18 protein-coding genes and 1 riboswitch are annotated in these 15,549 nt (G+C 69.3%); of the genes, 6 read left to right on the top strand and 12 right to left on the bottom strand.

What is annotated here, in order from left to right:
* Positions 1–399: 399 nt before the first annotated feature.
* Positions 400–1,128 carry a glycosyltransferase gene (locus tag ABGB14_RS23380; protein ID WP_347645948.1) on the bottom strand — a complete coding sequence of 243 codons (729 nt, stop codon included), beginning with the start codon at positions 1,126–1,128 and terminating at the stop codon, positions 400–402.
* 30 nt (positions 1,129–1,158) lie between these two features.
* Positions 1,159–1,506, bottom strand: a complete 348-nt coding sequence (locus ABGB14_RS23375) for an STAS domain-containing protein (protein ID WP_132328427.1) — start codon at positions 1,504–1,506, stop codon at positions 1,159–1,161.
* 312 nt (positions 1,507–1,818) lie between these two features.
* Here ABGB14_RS23375 and ABGB14_RS23370 point away from each other — a divergent pair, with 312 nt between their 5' ends.
* Positions 1,819–2,100, top strand: coding sequence for a hypothetical protein (locus ABGB14_RS23370; RefSeq protein ID WP_347617572.1), 282 nt, complete (start codon positions 1,819–1,821; stop codon positions 2,098–2,100).
* Between the two features lie 12 nt (positions 2,101–2,112).
* Here ABGB14_RS23370 and ABGB14_RS23365 read toward each other — a convergent pair whose 3' ends face one another.
* Positions 2,113–3,246 (bottom strand): ATP-binding protein, encoded by a 1,134-nt coding sequence (locus tag ABGB14_RS23365; RefSeq protein ID WP_347645947.1) that lies wholly within the window; start codon positions 3,244–3,246, stop codon positions 2,113–2,115.
* Entirely contained in the window at positions 3,246–3,944 is a 699-nt protein-coding gene (locus ABGB14_RS23360) for a response regulator transcription factor (RefSeq protein WP_347645946.1), read from the bottom strand. The genes ABGB14_RS23365 and ABGB14_RS23360 overlap by 1 nt, the downstream gene beginning before the upstream one ends.
* Before the next feature lie 94 nt (positions 3,945–4,038).
* Between ABGB14_RS23360 and ABGB14_RS23355 the strand changes: the two genes are divergently transcribed.
* The 3 genes from ABGB14_RS23355 (at position 4,039) to yidC (ending at position 5,140) form a co-directional block, all read left to right on the top strand.
* Entirely contained in the window at positions 4,039–4,212 is a 174-nt protein-coding gene (locus tag ABGB14_RS23355) for a hypothetical protein (RefSeq protein WP_161714338.1), read from the top strand.
* Between the two features lie 4 nt (positions 4,213–4,216).
* Positions 4,217–4,417, top strand: a complete 201-nt coding sequence (locus tag ABGB14_RS23350) for a DUF6412 domain-containing protein (RefSeq protein WP_132505839.1) — start codon at positions 4,217–4,219, stop codon at positions 4,415–4,417.
* A gap of 81 nt (positions 4,418–4,498) precedes the next feature.
* Positions 4,499–5,140, top strand: coding sequence for a membrane protein insertase YidC (gene yidC / locus ABGB14_RS23345; RefSeq protein ID WP_347645945.1), 642 nt, complete (start codon positions 4,499–4,501; stop codon positions 5,138–5,140).
* On the opposite strand, the gene ABGB14_RS23340 is transcribed toward yidC, so the two are convergent.
* On the bottom strand, positions 5,124–5,561 hold the full coding sequence (locus ABGB14_RS23340; RefSeq protein WP_347645944.1) for an ATP-binding protein: 438 nt from the start codon (positions 5,559–5,561) through the stop codon (positions 5,124–5,126). The two genes, yidC and ABGB14_RS23340, sit on opposite strands and share 17 nt — an antisense overlap.
* Before the next feature lie 119 nt (positions 5,562–5,680).
* Positions 5,681–7,561 (bottom strand): ATP-binding protein, encoded by a 1,881-nt coding sequence (locus tag ABGB14_RS23335; protein WP_347645943.1) that lies wholly within the window; start codon positions 7,559–7,561, stop codon positions 5,681–5,683.
* Between the two features lie 96 nt (positions 7,562–7,657).
* Here ABGB14_RS23335 and ABGB14_RS23330 point away from each other — a divergent pair, with 96 nt between their 5' ends.
* Complete coding sequence (locus ABGB14_RS23330) at positions 7,658–8,233, top strand: methylated-DNA--[protein]-cysteine S-methyltransferase (RefSeq protein ID WP_347645942.1); 576 nt, start codon at positions 7,658–7,660, stop codon at positions 8,231–8,233.
* On the opposite strand, the gene ABGB14_RS23325 is transcribed toward ABGB14_RS23330, so the two are convergent.
* From ABGB14_RS23325 to ABGB14_RS23305, 5 genes are all read right to left on the bottom strand, one after another.
* A complete protein-coding gene (locus tag ABGB14_RS23325; RefSeq protein WP_347645941.1) occupies positions 8,196–9,530 on the bottom strand; it encodes a cytosine permease in 1,335 nt (444 codons plus the stop codon). The genes ABGB14_RS23330 and ABGB14_RS23325 overlap by 38 nt on opposite strands.
* Positions 9,521–9,633, bottom strand: a riboswitch (TPP riboswitch). It overlaps the preceding gene by 10 nt.
* 329 nt (positions 9,634–9,962) lie before the next feature.
* On the bottom strand, positions 9,963–10,808 hold the full coding sequence (locus ABGB14_RS23320; RefSeq protein WP_347645940.1) for a hypothetical protein: 846 nt from the start codon (positions 10,806–10,808) through the stop codon (positions 9,963–9,965).
* A 72-nt stretch (positions 10,809–10,880) separates the two neighbouring features.
* Positions 10,881–11,324, bottom strand: a complete 444-nt coding sequence (locus ABGB14_RS23315; protein WP_347645939.1) for a peptidase inhibitor family I36 protein — start codon at positions 11,322–11,324, stop codon at positions 10,881–10,883.
* A gap of 719 nt (positions 11,325–12,043) precedes the next feature.
* Positions 12,044–12,367 carry a rhodanese-like domain-containing protein gene (locus tag ABGB14_RS23310; protein ID WP_347645938.1) on the bottom strand — a complete coding sequence of 108 codons (324 nt, stop codon included), beginning with the start codon at positions 12,365–12,367 and terminating at the stop codon, positions 12,044–12,046.
* A 199-nt stretch (positions 12,368–12,566) separates the two neighbouring features.
* A complete protein-coding gene (locus tag ABGB14_RS23305; RefSeq protein ID WP_347645937.1) occupies positions 12,567–13,001 on the bottom strand; it encodes a helix-turn-helix domain-containing protein in 435 nt (144 codons plus the stop codon).
* A gap of 75 nt (positions 13,002–13,076) precedes the next feature.
* Between ABGB14_RS23305 and ABGB14_RS23300 the strand changes: the two genes are divergently transcribed.
* Positions 13,077–14,594, top strand: a complete 1,518-nt coding sequence (locus ABGB14_RS23300) for an MFS transporter (RefSeq protein ID WP_347645936.1) — start codon at positions 13,077–13,079, stop codon at positions 14,592–14,594.
* Between the two features lie 57 nt (positions 14,595–14,651).
* Here ABGB14_RS23300 and ABGB14_RS23295 read toward each other — a convergent pair whose 3' ends face one another.
* Complete coding sequence (locus ABGB14_RS23295; protein WP_347645935.1) at positions 14,652–15,530, bottom strand: DNA-formamidopyrimidine glycosylase family protein; 879 nt, start codon at positions 15,528–15,530, stop codon at positions 14,652–14,654.
* Between the last annotated feature and the right edge of the window lie 19 nt (positions 15,531–15,549).

Below are 15,549 nucleotides of genomic sequence, written 5' to 3'. Positions count from 1 at the left end.
CGCGCGAGCTCAGGGGGGACCCGGGGACCGCGGATGAGGGACAGGGCGAGCAGGAGGCCGAGGCCGCCGAGGACGAGGGCGGCGGCGGCCATGGCGATCGTGAGACGGGGGTCGGGCCGGACCTCGAAGGAGTAGGGCGGTTGCCAGGCAGCGCCGGTCAACGCGGGGACCATCGGCGAAGGACCGAGCAGGCCGATGCTGAGCGTCAGCAGGATCGAGGCGCCGATCGCCGCCGTGGCCGCCCACGCGAGCCGGCCTCGTGCCTTGTCGCGCCACGATTGCGAAGTCACCGGAAGATTCCAGCACATTCGCCAGGTGGTTCCGGACGGACGAGGTCAGACCTCCTCACGCCGGACGTTCTCCCGATCACCGAGCGAACGTTTCCCGTACGGCATGTGGTCAGCGCTTGAATCGAACTTTGTCCAGATTTTGGGTGACAAGTGGCTCCCGCGTGGCCAGGGCGCGTGCCACATCGCGCAACTGCACGGCCCGGTGAAGTTGCGCCCGCCAGTCGGTGCCGGTGGCGCGGTGTGCCATGTCGACCTCGACTTCGGTGACCCGGAAGCCCTTGCGCAACAGGTCGATCGTCAGCGCCGTCTCCACGCCGAACCCGTGCGCCAGCGGCCTGGCCGCCTCGAAAGCGGCTCTCGTGAGGCAGCGCTGGCCGTTGAGCGGCTGGGCGGGCTCGAAGCCGGTCGCCCGGCGGATGCCCTCTTTCGACAGGCGGACGACTAAGCCGTGGCCGCCGAGCCGCACCCGGGTGGTGAACACGGCGATGGTCATGTCGGCCTCGCCCGCGCGTACGGGCTCGATGAGCGGAGCGGCGGCCTGGGCCGTGTCGCCCAGATCGGCGTCGAGGAAGAGGAGATGCCGGGGAGCGGCGTCCTCGTCGAGGAGGCGTACGGACTCCGCACCCGTCTCCATCGCGGCGGCCTTGCCCTTGTTGCGGCTGTGGCGCACCACCCGGGCGCCGGCCGCGCGGGCGACCCGGCCGGTCTGGTCGGACGAGCCGTCGTCGACGACCACGACGAGGTCGACGCCGGGCAGCGCCGCCGCCGCCCTGACGGTGGCCGCGATGCGGTCCGCCTCGTTGGCGGCCGGGATGACGGCCGCCGTGTCACCGCCCATCGAGCGTCACCTCCGCACGCGCGGCTTCCGTCATGATCCCTCGGCTATGAGAAACTCCTGCGGCACCTCGTCGTACACGGTGAACACCGAGTCGAGCCCCGTGACCTGCAGGATCTTGCGTACGGCGGGACGCGGCGCGGCCACGTCGAGCGCCCCTCCCTGCTCTTTCATGCGCTTGAGTGCCGAGAGCAGCACGTTCATCCCCGTGGAGTCGCAGAAATCCACGGCGGACATGTCGATGACCACCCGGCTAGGCCCTTCCTGCAGGAGCCGAGTGAACTCGGACTGCAGGTGGGGCGCCGTGTACAGGTCGATTTCTCCGGTGATGGCGACGAGCGCGCACCCGGCCTGTGATCGAGTCGAGACCTTGAGCTCCACATGGGCAGGCTAGCGGCGCGGAGGCTTCCGGTCACGTTGTCACGCCGATAGGGCGACCACAGGTTTTTGTCCTCCGTTTGGGCTCCATGGAAACGGAGAGTACGCGAAGCTTGACAGCGTGACATCGGAACTGGCAACCGCGTCATGGCGAAGGAGGGGCTGGGGCACGTCCGGCGGGCCCCCGGATCGATGAACGCAGACAATCCTGAAGATCCTCAGCGTCAGGGGCTCCGCGAACGGCTGGAGACCATCCTCATCCGCACAGAGAAGGCCACCTCATGGGATGACGAAGCAGGACGCCTCCGCGGCCTGGTGAACCACGAAGGCTATGTCCCCATCCGCACCCGGCTCGCGATCGAGGACCTCGACTTCCTCGCCGGCGCGCGCGCCGACCTGCTCAGGTTCTCCGAGCTCGGGCTCAGGCTGCTCGACCTCCACCAGCCGAGGGACGCGGGGGGCATCACGAGTGACACGGCCCACCCGATCCTGCGGTGCAGGAGCTGCATGTGGCGCTGGCCTTGCCCGACCTTCCGGGCGATGTCGGAGTCATTCGGCCTGCCCCGCTCCGACGTCGACCTTCCGGAGAGCGCCTGAACACCCGAGGGATCAGCCGGCGACCAGGGGAAGCCGGATCTCGAACCGGCACCCCGGCCCGTCGTTGACCACCTCGATCCTTCCGTCGTGCGCCTCCACGATCCCCTGCGCGATGGCCAGCCCGAGCCCCGCCCCGCCGTCGGCCGTAGGGGTGCGTGCGGCCTCCCCTCGGAAGGCCACCTCGAACAACCGGGGCAGATCCTCCTCGGGGATCCCCCCACAGCAGTCGGTCACCGACAGGCATGCCATGCCCGTGTCGTCCACGCGGGCCCGCAGCACCACGGTCTGGTCAGACGGCGTGTGCCGGATGGCGTTGACCACCAGGTTGCCCAGGGCCCGCCCCAGCGCCCCCGCATCGGCCTCCACGGGCACGACCGCCGCCGCCTCGGCCGTGAGCACCACGCCCTTCGCGCGGGCCAGCGGCTCGGCCCCTGCCAGGGTGTCGGCGACGAGGTCGGCCAGCCCGATCCTGGCCCGCGACAGCCGCAGGGCGCCCGCATGGATGCGTGACAGCTCGAACAGGTCGTCCACCATCACGGAGAGCCGCTCCACCTCCTGCTTGATCTGCCCGTGGTAGCGCGCGACCGTCTCGGGGTCGGAGACCACGCCGTCCTCCAGCGCCTCGGCCATGGCCCGCATCCCGGCCAGCGGCGTGCGGAGGTCGTGACTCACCCAGGCCACCAGCTCCCGCCGCGCCCCTTCGAGTGCCCGCTCGCGCGCGTGCGCCTCCTCCAGGGTGTTGGCGATCGTCTGGAGCTCGGCGGGCAGCCCCTCGGGCGCCACGAAGGGCGGATGGAGCACGGCGGCCACCAGCCGCCTGCTCTCCCCGACCACCCGCTTGGCCAGCACGAACGCGACCCCGAGCCCCACGAGCCCGCCCACGGTCACCACGCTCAGCACGAAGTCCTTGACCGCCCCCGCGATGATCATCTTCATGATGATCGCCACGACGCCCGCCAGCGTGGCCGCCACGGCGACGACCACGACCACGGCCAGCATCACGCCGATCGACCGGGTGCGCAGCCGCCACATCACCGCCACGCCCGCGAACGCGATCAGCAGCCCGAGCCCGGCCGTCACGGCGACGACCATGGCCAGGTCGCCGACGGCCACCGCCGGCTGCGTCAGAGCGGTCGTCCGAGGCATCAGGGCCCGTCTTCCAGAGGTTCGTACCGGTAGCCGACCCCCCACACCGTCACGATCCTGCGCGGCCTGGTGGGGTCGGGCTCGATCTTCTCGCGCAGCCGCCGCACGTGCACGGTCACGGTGGACGAGTCGCCGAACGACCATCCCCACACCTGGTTGAGCAGCGCGGACCTGCTGAACGCCTGGCGGGGGTTGCGCATGAGGTGGGCCAGCAGGTCGAACTCCCGCGCCGTCAGCAGCACCTCCCCACCCTCCAGGTGCACCTCGTGGGCGCCCACGTCCACCACCAGGCCCCCGTCGCGGAGCACGCCGGTGCCGCCCGTGACGGAGGCGCCGCGGGCGCGGCGCAGCACCGACTGGACGCGCAGCGCCAGTTCGCGCGGGCTGAACGGCTTGGTCACGTAGTCGTCGGCCCCGGTCTCGAGCCCGGCCACCCGGTCGATCTCCTCGCCGAGCGCGGTCAGCATGATCACGGGTACGGGCCAGCGTTCCCTGAGCTTCCTGCACACCTGAAGCCCGTCGAGCTTCGGCAACATCAGGTCGAGCACCATCAGGTCCGGCGGGTGGGCCAGCGCCCTGCGCAGCGCCTCGACGCCGTCGCCCACGCATTCGACCTCGTGCCCGTCGCGCTCCAGATAGCGGGCAACGACCTCCGAGACGGTCGGATCGTCGTCCACGACCAGGATGCGGGTGTTCACCACTTCACGGTACGGCCCGGCTTCGCGAAGGTGGCAAGGACGTCATTACTTCGTAAGCGTCGCGGATCATGCCACGAGGACGTACGGTGGCCTCATGGGTAGAGTCGTGATGCTCGTTCTCGGGACCCTGCTGGGTCTCTTCGTGTTGTTCAACTTCCTCCTGCCGATGGTGCTGGGGCTGCTCAAGGTCGCCCTGATCATCGGCGTGGTCGCTCTGCTCGTCTTCGTCGTGGTCACGGTGATGGGCAAGTCGTCACGGTCGCACTGAGCCGGTGACGCAGCTCCTGTTCGACCCGTGGCTGGCGGGGATCACCCTGGTGGCGGTCCTGCTGCTGGTCACATGGGCGGCCACGTTGCTGCCCGCCTTCGGCGGCGAGCCACGACGCTTCCCGCTGACCTACGCGCGGCGCACGGCGTTCCAGCGCCTGCGCGACCCGGACGCGGCCGGCCGCCCGCGTCCGCGCGCGCCCTAGGCATGCCCCGCTTCCTTCCAAGCGGGGCTCCTCAGGCACAGGCCGGGTGAGCCCTTCCTCTCTCACGCAGAAACAGGGCTCATGATCGATTCTCTTGTCACGTTCGTCATCACCGTGTCCGGGGGCCATGCCGCGCTCGGCGTCGTGCTCTTCACGCTGGCCGTACGCCTTCTGCTGCTGCCGCTCAACGTGCGCCAGGCCCGCACCGCCAAGATCAAGGAGAGGCTGGCGCCCAGGCTGCGCGCGCTGCAGAAGCGCCACCAGCGCAATCCCGAGCGGCTGGCCAAGGAGGTCTCCGCCCTCTACGCCAAGGAGGGCAGCTCGCCGTTCGCCGGAATCATGCCGATGCTGGCGCAGCTGCCGTTCATGTGGCTGATGTACCGGGTGGCCACGCATCCGACCGCGCTGGCCGGGCATGACCTCTTCGGGGCTCCGCTGGGGCAGCAGGTGGCGGGCGTGATCGCTAATTACGGTCTGGTCAGCACCCCGGTTTTGGTCTTCTTCTTGGTCATCGTACTGGTCGCAGCGGTGGCGTGGTTCTCCGCGAGGCAGATCAAGATCACCGAAGAGCAGCCGGAGCTGATGAAGAAGATCATGCCGCTGCTCCCGTACGGCTCCGTGCTCGCCGCGCTCGTGCTGCCGCTGGCGGCCGGGATCTATCTGCTCGTCTCCACGGCGTGGGCCGTGAGCGAGCGGGCCGTGCTCGCTAGCCGGCCTCTCTGAGCGTCGCCACCTGCCCGTTCACCGAGCCGTTGCCGTGCGGAGCGGGCAGGATCGCCCACACCGTCGTCGTCTCGCCCTCGTGCCGGACGCCCCAGCTTTCCGCCACATATTCGACGATGCCGAGCCCCCGGCCCCCGAGCGAGGACAGGGTCGGGCGGCCGGCGCGTGGCTCCGTCGCCGCTCCTCCGTCGCTCACCGCCACCTCGATGTGGTCGTCGTTGCGCAGCCAGGCGACCCGCACCATGCCCGAAGGAAGCGGATGCGCGTGCCGCAACGCGTTGCTCAGCAGCTCGCTCACCACGAGCACGGCGTCGTCGATCGCCGCGGAGAAAACCCCGCCGTCCTGCAGGTCAGTGCTCAGACGCTGGCGGGCGACGGCGACGCTGGACGGCGCGTACGGCAGCAGCACCACGCTTGACACACCCACCTCCCCGTTCCCTGTGCCCCCCACGGGAACACTCCCCGGTACGACCGAAATGCCCCGTTAGCCGACTCCAGAAACCGCATCTCGATCACAGCTTGTACACATTGGACGATAGATCAGCGCAACTGTGACCGCCTCGTTACCGCATCGGTGTGTCGGATCCGATAGGGCAGAACCAGCCGCATGCGGGTGCCACCTCCCGGTCTCGGATGGGCGCTCACGTCACCCCCTTGTGCCCTCGCGAGGCTGCGGACGATGTAGAGCCCGAGCCCTACTCCACCAAACCTTCTCCGGTCGCCGCTGTCCACCTGGACGAAGCGCTCAAAGATCCGCTCCCGGTCAGGCGGGGCGATTCCGACGCCCTCATCGTCGACCACCACGACGACGTTGCCGGCCTCGGGCCAGGCCTCCACGGCGATCAACCCGCCCTTGGGCGAGTACTTGAAGGCGTTCTCCAGCAACTGCCCCAGAACGATGTCCGTGGCCAGCGCGTCGCCCAGCACGTTCGGCAGTTCGTCGGGGAGCCTCACCTCGACCCGGTGCCTGTCCGACAGCACGGGGAGCCCGAGCGTGGCGGCCCGGATCCGCTCGGCCAGGTCGAACTCCTCGATCCGGACCTTGAGCTCGTCCGCCCCCGCCCTGGAGCCCAGCAGCAGGTGGTCCATGAGCTGGCCGAGCGACCTGGACCGCTCGGCGATCGTGTGCACGGCCGAACGGCGCTCGGGGTCGCTCAGCTTGTCCCAGCGCGAGTCCAGCGTGCTGGCGAACCCCCGCACGATCGTGATCGGAGTGCGCAGCTCATGGCTGGTCGTGGCCAGGAACAGGTCCTTGGCCTCCTCGAGCTCCTTGGCCGCGGTCACGTCGCGGAAGTCGATGACCACCTCGCCGGTCTCCTCGATCCGCGCGCTCACCACGTCCAGCCAGCGGCCCGTCTCCAGCTGGAACGTGACCTTCTCCCCCGGCTCGGGCAGCGGGAACGGCGGCGGCCCGCCGATGACGTCGTCGGCCGAGAACGCGGTCAGCGCGGCGGCGGCCGGGTTCCAGCGGACCACGCGGCCCGCCCCGTCGAGCACGGCGATGCCGTCGGCACTGGCGTCGAAGACGGCCCGCTCGTGTGCGCGCTGCCGCACCGCCTCCTGGTAGGCGACCGCGTTGCCCACCGCGATGCCCGCATGCCCGGCGAGCAGCTCCAGCAGTTCCAGTTCGAGATGCCCGGGGACACGCCGGGCGAAGAGCGCGTAGAGGGCTCCGTACGGGCGCCCGCCGACGGCGGCCAGGCCCAGAGTGATCGTGTGCAGGCCGTCCAGCCGCGCCCACACCAGCTCTTCGAGCCCGTTCGTCTCCAGCATGACGGTCTTGCCGGTGCGTAACAGCTTGTCCACCAGGCTCGTACGCAGGTCGGTGGTGGTGCCCCTGATCGCCTCGGGCAACTGGTAGGTGCTGACCAGCCGCAACCGGTCGCCCTCGATCAGCACGAACCCGCCCGCGTCCGCGCCGGTGAGCTCCGTGAGGCTGGCCGAGATCCGGTCGAGCACGGCCGACAATTCCAGCTCGGAGTTGATGTCGCCGACGACGTCCGTCAACCGGCGCACGAGACGTTCCCTGCGCGCCATGCGGTGCCTGGCCAGCTCGTCGGCCCGCGCCGGATGGTGCACGCAGATGTATCCGGCCACGGCGTTGCCCAGGCGCAGCGCGCTGATGTCCACCCGGAGGTCGAGGGGGACGCCGTCCTTGCGCAGGCGTTTGGTGCGCAACGACACGGACTCGCCCGTGCGTACGCGCTCCAGCACGGCGTTGAGCTCGGCGGTCAGCTCGCCCGGCACGATCGGCGCCCGCCGCCCGAGCAGGTCCTCGGCCGGCCACCCGAACAACCGCTCGGCGGCCTCGTTCCAGACCAGCACGCTCTGGTCACGGTCGAGCACCACCACGGCGTTGGGCGAACCGGCGAGCACCGCGCGTGCGATCTCGTCGTCACTACCGGCCCATTCGTCCCCCACACCTCCATAGTGCACGTGGCTTGGTAGGTGCGTCGGGCGATCCGTCCGATACGCTGCGGTCACGGCGATCTCGGCGGGTGTGGAGGGTGAGGGCGAATGGCGAGCGGTGATCTCGATGCCCTGTTGCGGGTGACCTCCAGCACCTACCGCGGCGAGACGCCGCCCGACATCGCGTTCGGCACCTACGACGGCGCCGTGGGCAGGCTGGTGCTGGCCGTGACGGGCAAGGGCATCGCGGCCTGCAGCTTCGAGGCGGAAAACGACGTCTTCGAGCTGGTCAGCCGGCATGTGGGCACGTTCATCGGCAACGACGCGCGGCGGCTCGACCCGGTGCGCAGAGAGCTGGATGCCTATTTCTCCGGCCGGCTGCGCGCGTTCGCCACGCCGGTCGACTGGGCGCTGGCCACCACGTTCGCCCGGTCGGTGCTGCAGAAGACCACGGCGGTCCCCTACGGCACGACCACAACGCTGGAGGAGATCGGCCAGAGCATCGGCAGGCCGCGCGCGCTGCGCGCGATCGGCAACGCGCTGGCCTCCAATCCCGTCTGCGTGATCGTGCCCTGCCACCGGGTGGTGCGCGAGGACGGCGCGCTCGGAGACTACGCGGGTGGCGCGAGCGCCAAGCAGCACCTGCTCAACGTCGAACAGCGCGCCTCCGCAACACGCCGATGAGCGCGGTCACGAGGGCCGCCACCACCGCCGCGCCGAGCGCGCCGTTCATCCACGGTTGCCTGGTGAAGCCGATGGCGTCGCGGGCCGACGCCCAGAACCCGTCCCACGCCGCGATGGTGGGCGTCGAGGTGGTGAGCCAGTAGGCGGCGAAGCCGAGCGCCCACGGCACCAGCATCGACCAGCGCGAGGGGGCGTCCTCGTCGGTGTTCCAGCGGTCGGAGCGGCCGAACCCGAAATAGTCGACGGCCAGCACCGCGAACATCGGCACGAACACCGCCCCGATCACGCCCAGGAACGCGCCGTACGAGGTGACGTCGACGACCAGGGCGATCACGACCGTGAACACGCCGATGGCGGTCGAGATGACCCGCCGGTCGACGCGCGGCATCAGGTTCTGCAGCGACATGGTGGTGGAGTAGACGTTCGCGAACGACTGGTCGGTCTCGCGCAACACCAGGATGCCGAAGAACACCGCTCCGAGCGGCGCGGCCACGAACGGGTCGAACACGGCCGTGTTGTCGGCGTTCACGGCGGCGGCGCCGGCGATGGCCACGGCGTAGACGCCGAGCCCGAGGCAGGCCACCTGGGCCACCGTGTAGCCGCCGACGATCCCGGTGAACGCGGCGCGCCCGGAGCGGGAGTGCCGGGCGAAGTCGGCGGCCAGCGGCACCCAGGACACCGACAGCGCGATCACGTAGTCGACGGCCGGAGCGAACCCGGTCCACGACCCGCCGGCGGGGGCGGGCGCCTCGGACAGGAAGTACCAGGTGAACCAGATCATCGACACGATCACGCCGACGGTGACGTACCGCCGCAGCAGGCGGATCGCGCCGAGCGGCCAGATCGTGAGCGCGGTGGTCAGCACGCCCGCCAGAACCACCCACACGGGGTACGCCACCCCGTCGAAGATCGCGGTGGCGGCCTTGGCGATCACCCACAGCTCGAAAGCGCCCCATCCGAGCATCTGCACGATGTTCAGCACCGTGGGCGCGTAGGAGATCCTGGCCCCGAACAGGCCGCGCAGCAGCACCATCGCGGGCTGGCCGGTGCGGGTGCCGGGGATGGCGGACAGGCCCACCATGGCCGTTCCGATCAGGCTGCCGACCACCGTCGCCACCAGCGCGGCGGCCAGGCTCAGCGGCGCGTCGCCGGTCGGGTTGAGCAGGAGCAGCGCCCCTGAGAAGCCGAGGAGGCTGACACCGAGGTTGGCCCAGAGCGCGCCCTGATCGAGCACGCCCAGAGTCTTGGGGGGCTGACCGTCGAGAGTCAGCGGAACTTCGTCGGCGACGTGCGACATCGCACACTCCCTACGCCGGCATTACCCGGACAGGTTCATGCGGTCGGCGACAGCCGTAGTCGCCCTCTCAGCCTGATTGCCTCAAGCTCCCGCGGATTGATTTGTACGTGCGGAGCCGGAATGTCCAAGTTCCGCGGGCCCCATGATGCCTCATCCCTCCGAGTTCGGCCAGCCCGGGGGACATGACCCGGGTGGCCGGCTCCGTGGTGGCGGCTGCGCCCGCCATGGCAGCACCACTCCCAGCGGGCGTAGCCGTACAGAACGACGACGTCATCCGCAACTCGTACGGAGCCGGCCGCCCCAAGGTTCTCGCCCACAGGGTCATGACCGCGACCGTCGGCAGGCCCCTGGCGAAGCCGCCCGAGGGGGGATCCCCTCGGGCGACCCGACCTGATCCGGGGTACGTGGCTTCCTGCCGGAAGTATTACGCCTTCACCGTGCTTCGCTGTCCGCTCGCCGGTCAAGGGTGTGTCGTGCGTTGCCGAGGTAACTCTGATTCGCCTTCCGCAGGGCCTCGAACCGCTTGGCATGCTGTTCGATCATCTTCGTCTGAATTCGCCATTCCGCTGCGGCGCGAGTGGTGACAAGATCGGTCTTTTGCTTGCAGCGTACGTCAGCGGCGGCCACGGCCCGTTCCGCCGGTGAGACCTTGGGTACGTTGAGGTTCCACCGCCGGTCCTCCACCGCGGCTTGTGGGGTCTGGTAGTCGAAGCCGTTGTCGCGCATGCAATCGCTCCATGCCCGGGTGGCTATGACCACCGCCGGGTCTGCCGCGGATTGGTCGACCGCCGCGTATTCCAGGTCGACAAGCCATGCGGAGTCCCGGTCGCGGACGCCTTTCCAAAGGGCAGAATCCGCCTGGTCCACGCACCCGCCCGGGCCGAGCAGGGCGGACTGCTCGGCCTTGCTCGCACGGCCGGCCCATGCTGCCTCCTCCGCCTGGGCCTGTGCTTCTTGCGGCGTGTCAGGGACGTGGTAACCGTAGCGCCGGGCGGCTTCTGAGTCGGCAAGGCCGTAGCGGCGGGCGTTTTTGCTGAGGAGCGGGTGGGCATCCGCAGCCGACTGTTTCCCAGTCCAGACGAAGCCCTTCTTGGCCATGCATTCCCGTCTGAGCCTGGTGCGTGCGGCGGTGACCGTAACAAGGTCTTCATCATTGAGCCGGTAGGCATCGAAGGGCAGCGCGAAGGCTGCCCGGAACGGCGGTGTGCCTGGCTTCTGGGCAGCGCCCGCACAGGCGGCGACCCCGACGCCGACCAGCGCTACGACCGCCCCTGCCAAGAAAGAGGAATTCTTTCCTTGCGCACTCGTTCGTCGTGCCGACGCTCGCTTGATCCCCATACGCAGCGAGATTCAGCAGTTAACAATTTTAAACGCGCTGGCCCGATTGTCGCCGATCTCATCATTTTTCAGCTTGCCATCCTCAGGCTGACCCACCCCCCGTCCGAATACGCTCATCGCCCCGCCGTATCCGACGTCCTGATAAAGCTGAACCCAGCACCACCCTTTTCTGACTTTGATCGAGCTGGTCTCGTTGTCCATCCCGTCACCACTGTCCCAGCCGTGAGCGTCCAGCCAATTGTACTTCCTGAGGTCGGGCTTGCTTTTCTTGAAGTTGCGCCAGTGATCACCATCCAGACCCTTATCCTGGTTGAAGTCCTCGTTCTCGTACAAGCAAACCCAACCAGCACTACACTTGCCGAAGGAGTCTGCGGCAGCGGGTGTTCCCCCGGCGAAAAGAACGGCGACCGTCGTGGCCGCCGTGACAGCCAGCGCGACCTTACGCTCCACTCTCATCACAAGTCCTTTCCCTGAGATCTCTTTTGAGGCGATCCCAGTCTTCAGACCCGTTTCAGCGCCGTAAATAGCCCAGATTCCACGCCTTATGCGCAGACAGTCCACTTCAGGGCCAGACCCCGGCGTAGTGGATATTTGTCCGGTTTCTTGGTCATGTGAGGCAAGGAACGGCGAGGCCGCGGGTGGCGTCGCGGACAGACGGTCACGGTCCGCCACTTTCCTGTCGTGCCGTCCCTGACCTGGCGTTCGACCGGCATCGCCTGCCCGGCGTGCGGAAACGCAGTCCCCCCGTGACCGTGACGACCTTGAGAGTGCCGCGTTCCTCACGTCCACGGCGAGTAGGGATCACGCCGGCAGCAGGCCGAGTCGGCAGCGGCCTCCTCGACGGCTGCGCGGATCGGGGGATGGTGTCCAGCGCCTCGGTCAGGACCGGCAGGTCGGTCGGTGGGCCGGCGAGGGTGACGTGCTCCAGGTGGCGGGTGAGCACGTTGACCGGGATGATGGCACGCGAACGCGGCCCCTGTTCCTGATCGGCTGGCGTAGAAACCCAACGATCACCAGGGGTCGCGTTTGTCATGTGTGCCCGGGGTGCCTCAACCGCCCGGCCTCACAGCACATGCGGCCCATCAGCCGAGAACGCTCCGGCACATGGAGTGCCATGGGTAGCCCTTCTGGTCTGCTCCCGAGCGCCTATGGTGCGCGGCGGCGGGGCGTCCGGCTCAGGCCACGAAGGGTTGCTCCCCGGTCTCGCTGACCAGCGGACGCCCGGCCGCCTCCCACGACTGCATGCCGCCCCCGACGTTGACCGCGTCGCGCCCGAGCTGGTTGAGCCAGGCCGCCACCTGCAGCGACCGGCCGCCCACCCGGCAGACGACGTAGACCGTCCGGTCGCTCGGCACCTCCTCGACCCGGCCCTGGATCTGGGTCATCGGAATGTGCACCGCCTCACGGGCATGGCCCGCCCGCCATTCGTCCTGCTCGCGGACGTCGAGAAGGTAGGCGTCTGCCGGGATGCCGCCCGGCTCGATCTCAGGAACGGTCATGACCCCATCATCTCCCGGCGAGGGAGTGCCGTCGCCTGGAGGAGGAGCGACGCAGGAGCGACGGGGGAAGGCGACGGCATCAGGCGACCGAGCCCGCCTCACGAAGTGAGGCCATGAACACGGGAGGGAGTGCCGTCGCCTGGAGGAGGAGCGACGCAGGAGCGACGGGGGAACGCGACGGCATACGACCGAGCCCGTCTTACGAAGTGGGGCCCTGAACGCGGGCGTCGTACGCGGCGCGGGCGCGGGCGATCTCCTCCTGGTGGGCCTCGGTCCAGGTGACCAGGGACTTGATGGTCTCGTGCAGCGTACGGCCGAGCGGCGTCAGCGCGTAGTCGACCCTGGGCGGGACGACGGGGTGGACCGTGCGGCTGACCAGGCCGTCGCGTTCGAGCTGGCGCAGCGTGACGCTCAGCATGCGCTGGCTGACGCCGTCGATCTCACGGCGGAGCTGGGTGAAACGCAGGCTCTCGCAGTCGAGCAGGGCGATGACGAGGAGCGACCACTTGTCGGCGATGCGATCGAGGATCTGGCGCACCTCGCAGTCCTCACGGGTGTCCCACTGGCGCGCGTCGTAGTCGTCGTCCATGGTGCCTGCGGAGTAACCGAGTGACGCAGAAGTGCCTTCTTCCATGAAGTCTCATGGTGGCCGATGATGTGGACGGTTACCACAAGGAACCAACATAATTCTCCGTAACCGGGGGTTGTCATGCCTGTCCCTGCTCGTACGTGGGGCGTACTGATCGTTCTTTGCGGGGCCATCTTTCTCGAAGGCATCGACGTCGCCATGCTGAACGTCGCCCTCCCCGCCATCCGGGCCGATCTCGGCGTGCCCACGAGCATGCTCAGCGGGGTGGTGAGCGCCTACGTCCTGGGCTACGGCGGTTTCGTGCTGCTCGGCGGCCGGGCCGCCGACCTGCTGGGCCGGCGGCGCATGTTCCTGCTCTGGCTGGGGGTGTTCATGGCCTTCTCCGGGCTCGGCGGAGTGGCGAACGACGGCTGGGTGTTGTTGTTGGCGAGGTTCGTCACCGGAGTGGCCGCCGGCTTCATGACGCCCGCGGGGCTGTCGCTGATCACCACGAGCTTCCCCGAGGGTCGCGACCGCAACCGCGCCCTGATCATCTACGGCAGCACCGGCGCCGCCGGCTTCGCACTCGGCCTGGTGTTCGGCGGGGTGCTCACCACGTTCGGCTGGCGCTGGGTCTTCTTCGCCCCGGTGCTGATGTCGCTGGTGGTCCTGATCGCCGCGAGCCTGCTGATCGAGAGGGCGCCGGCGGAGGAGCGCCCGGCCGGCGGTTTCGACCTGGCGGGCGCGGCGAGCGTGACGGGCACGATGATGTTGCTGGTCTATGGAGTGGTACGCCTTGAGCACCCGTCCGAGGGCCTGCCGCTGACGCTCGCGATCTTCGCCGCGGCCCTGGGACTGCTGGCGGCGTTCGTGACCGTCGAACGCCGCTCACGGCACCCCCTGGTCCGCCTCGGCATCTTCAGGTCGGCGGCGCTGGTCCGCGCCAACGTGATGGCCGTCCTGCTCACGGCCTCCTTCTTCGGCTTCCAGTTCCTGGTCACGCTCTACCTGCAGGAGTTGCGCGGCTGGTCACCCATGCAGACCGGGCTCGCCCTGCTGGCGGCCGCCACCGACGTCGTGATCGCGCCGACGCTCACCCCGTGGCTGGTCAACCGGTACGGCAGCGCCAAGGTCGTCCTCGGCGGCCTGCTGTCGGGCCTGCTGGCCTACGTGCTCTTCCTGGGCGCCGGGCTGGACTGGACCTACGCCGCGATGGTGCCGTCGATGGTGCTGATCGCCCTGATGTTCGCCTTCGCCTACGGCCCGCTCATGATCACCGCCACGGACGGGATCGCGGCCCGCGAGCAAGGGCTGGCCGGAGGGCTGATCAACTCGTCGTTCCAGTTCGGCGCCGCGCTGGGCGTGTCGATGGTCACGGCGGTCAACGTGGCCGCACTCGGCGGCGCGACCACGCAGGAGGCCGGGATGACCGCCTTCCGCACGGCCCTGGCGGTCCCGCTGGCGGCCGCGCTCCTGGCCAGCGCCGTCGCGGCAACGGCCCTGCTCGCCAGGCGGCCCCACAGGACAACCGACGTCCTGGCAGCCGGGCTGCCGGAAGAACCCACAGGACACGGCCAAGCAGGCGCGGGAACCACGGAACACGGTCAAGGAGGCGCTCGTCACGGCGAGCAACCCGTGAGCCTTCACGACCGGCCATGACAGACGGCGGCCGGCGTCGGCGCGTGCGGTGACGCCGGCTGTGCCGTAAAAGATGGATTATTTCAACAGACGGGACAACCTCCGGTCGGCGAGGGGCTTGCCGCCGGTCTGGCAGGTGGGGCAATACTGCAGCGCCGAGTCCGCGAACGACACCTCGCGGATCGTGTCGCCGCAGACGTCGCACGGCTGCCCCGCGCGGTTGTGCACCCGCAGCCCCGACTTCTTCTCCGCCTTGAGGTCCTTCGCGGCCAGCCCGTGCGCCCGCTCGACCGCTTCGCCGAGCGTGGTGACGATGGCCTCGTGCAGGTCGGCGATCTGGGCGTCCGTGAGTGTCGCCGCGATCTTGAACGGGGACATCCTGGCCGCGTGCAGCACCTCGTCGGAATAGGCGTTGCCGATGCCCGCGATGATCTTCTGGTCGCGCAGCAGCCCCTTGATCTGCGTGCGGTTGCCGCCCACGATGCGCTTGAGCGCGGCGACCGTGAAGGACGGGTCGAGGGGGTCGGGACCGAGTGCGGCGATGCCGGGGACCTCGCCCGGATCGCGCGTGACATAGACGGCGAGCCGCTTCTGTGTGCCCGCCTCCGTCAGCTCGAAGCCGGGCGCAGCCCCCTCGTCGTCGGGCGCGAGCCGGACCCGCAACGCGAGCGGCCCCTTGCCGGGGCGGACGGGCTTGGCGCCCGACAGGTCGTCGCGCCAGCGCAGCCATCCCGCCCTGGCCAGGTGGATGACCAGGTGCAGGCCGTCGCAGTCGAGGTCGAGGAACTTGCCGTGCCTCGCCACGCCGGTGATGCTCAGCCCGCCGAGCGCCGTGGCGGGCGGGTCGAAGGTCTTGAGTGCCTGGAAGCCGACCACGTCGACCCCCACGATCGTGCGGCCCACCGCCCGCTCGCGCAGGAAGTGGGTGAGTGACTCCACTTCGGGAAGTTCCGGCATGTCACCAGGGTACGGTCCG

Origin of the sequence: Nonomuraea sp. B10E15 (assembly GCF_039871615.1) — a bacterium.
Classification (GTDB): Bacteria; Actinomycetota; Actinomycetes; order Streptosporangiales; family Streptosporangiaceae; genus Nonomuraea.
Note: the sequence above shows the minus strand (reverse complement) of the source record. Positions and strands in the feature narration are given on the sequence as shown.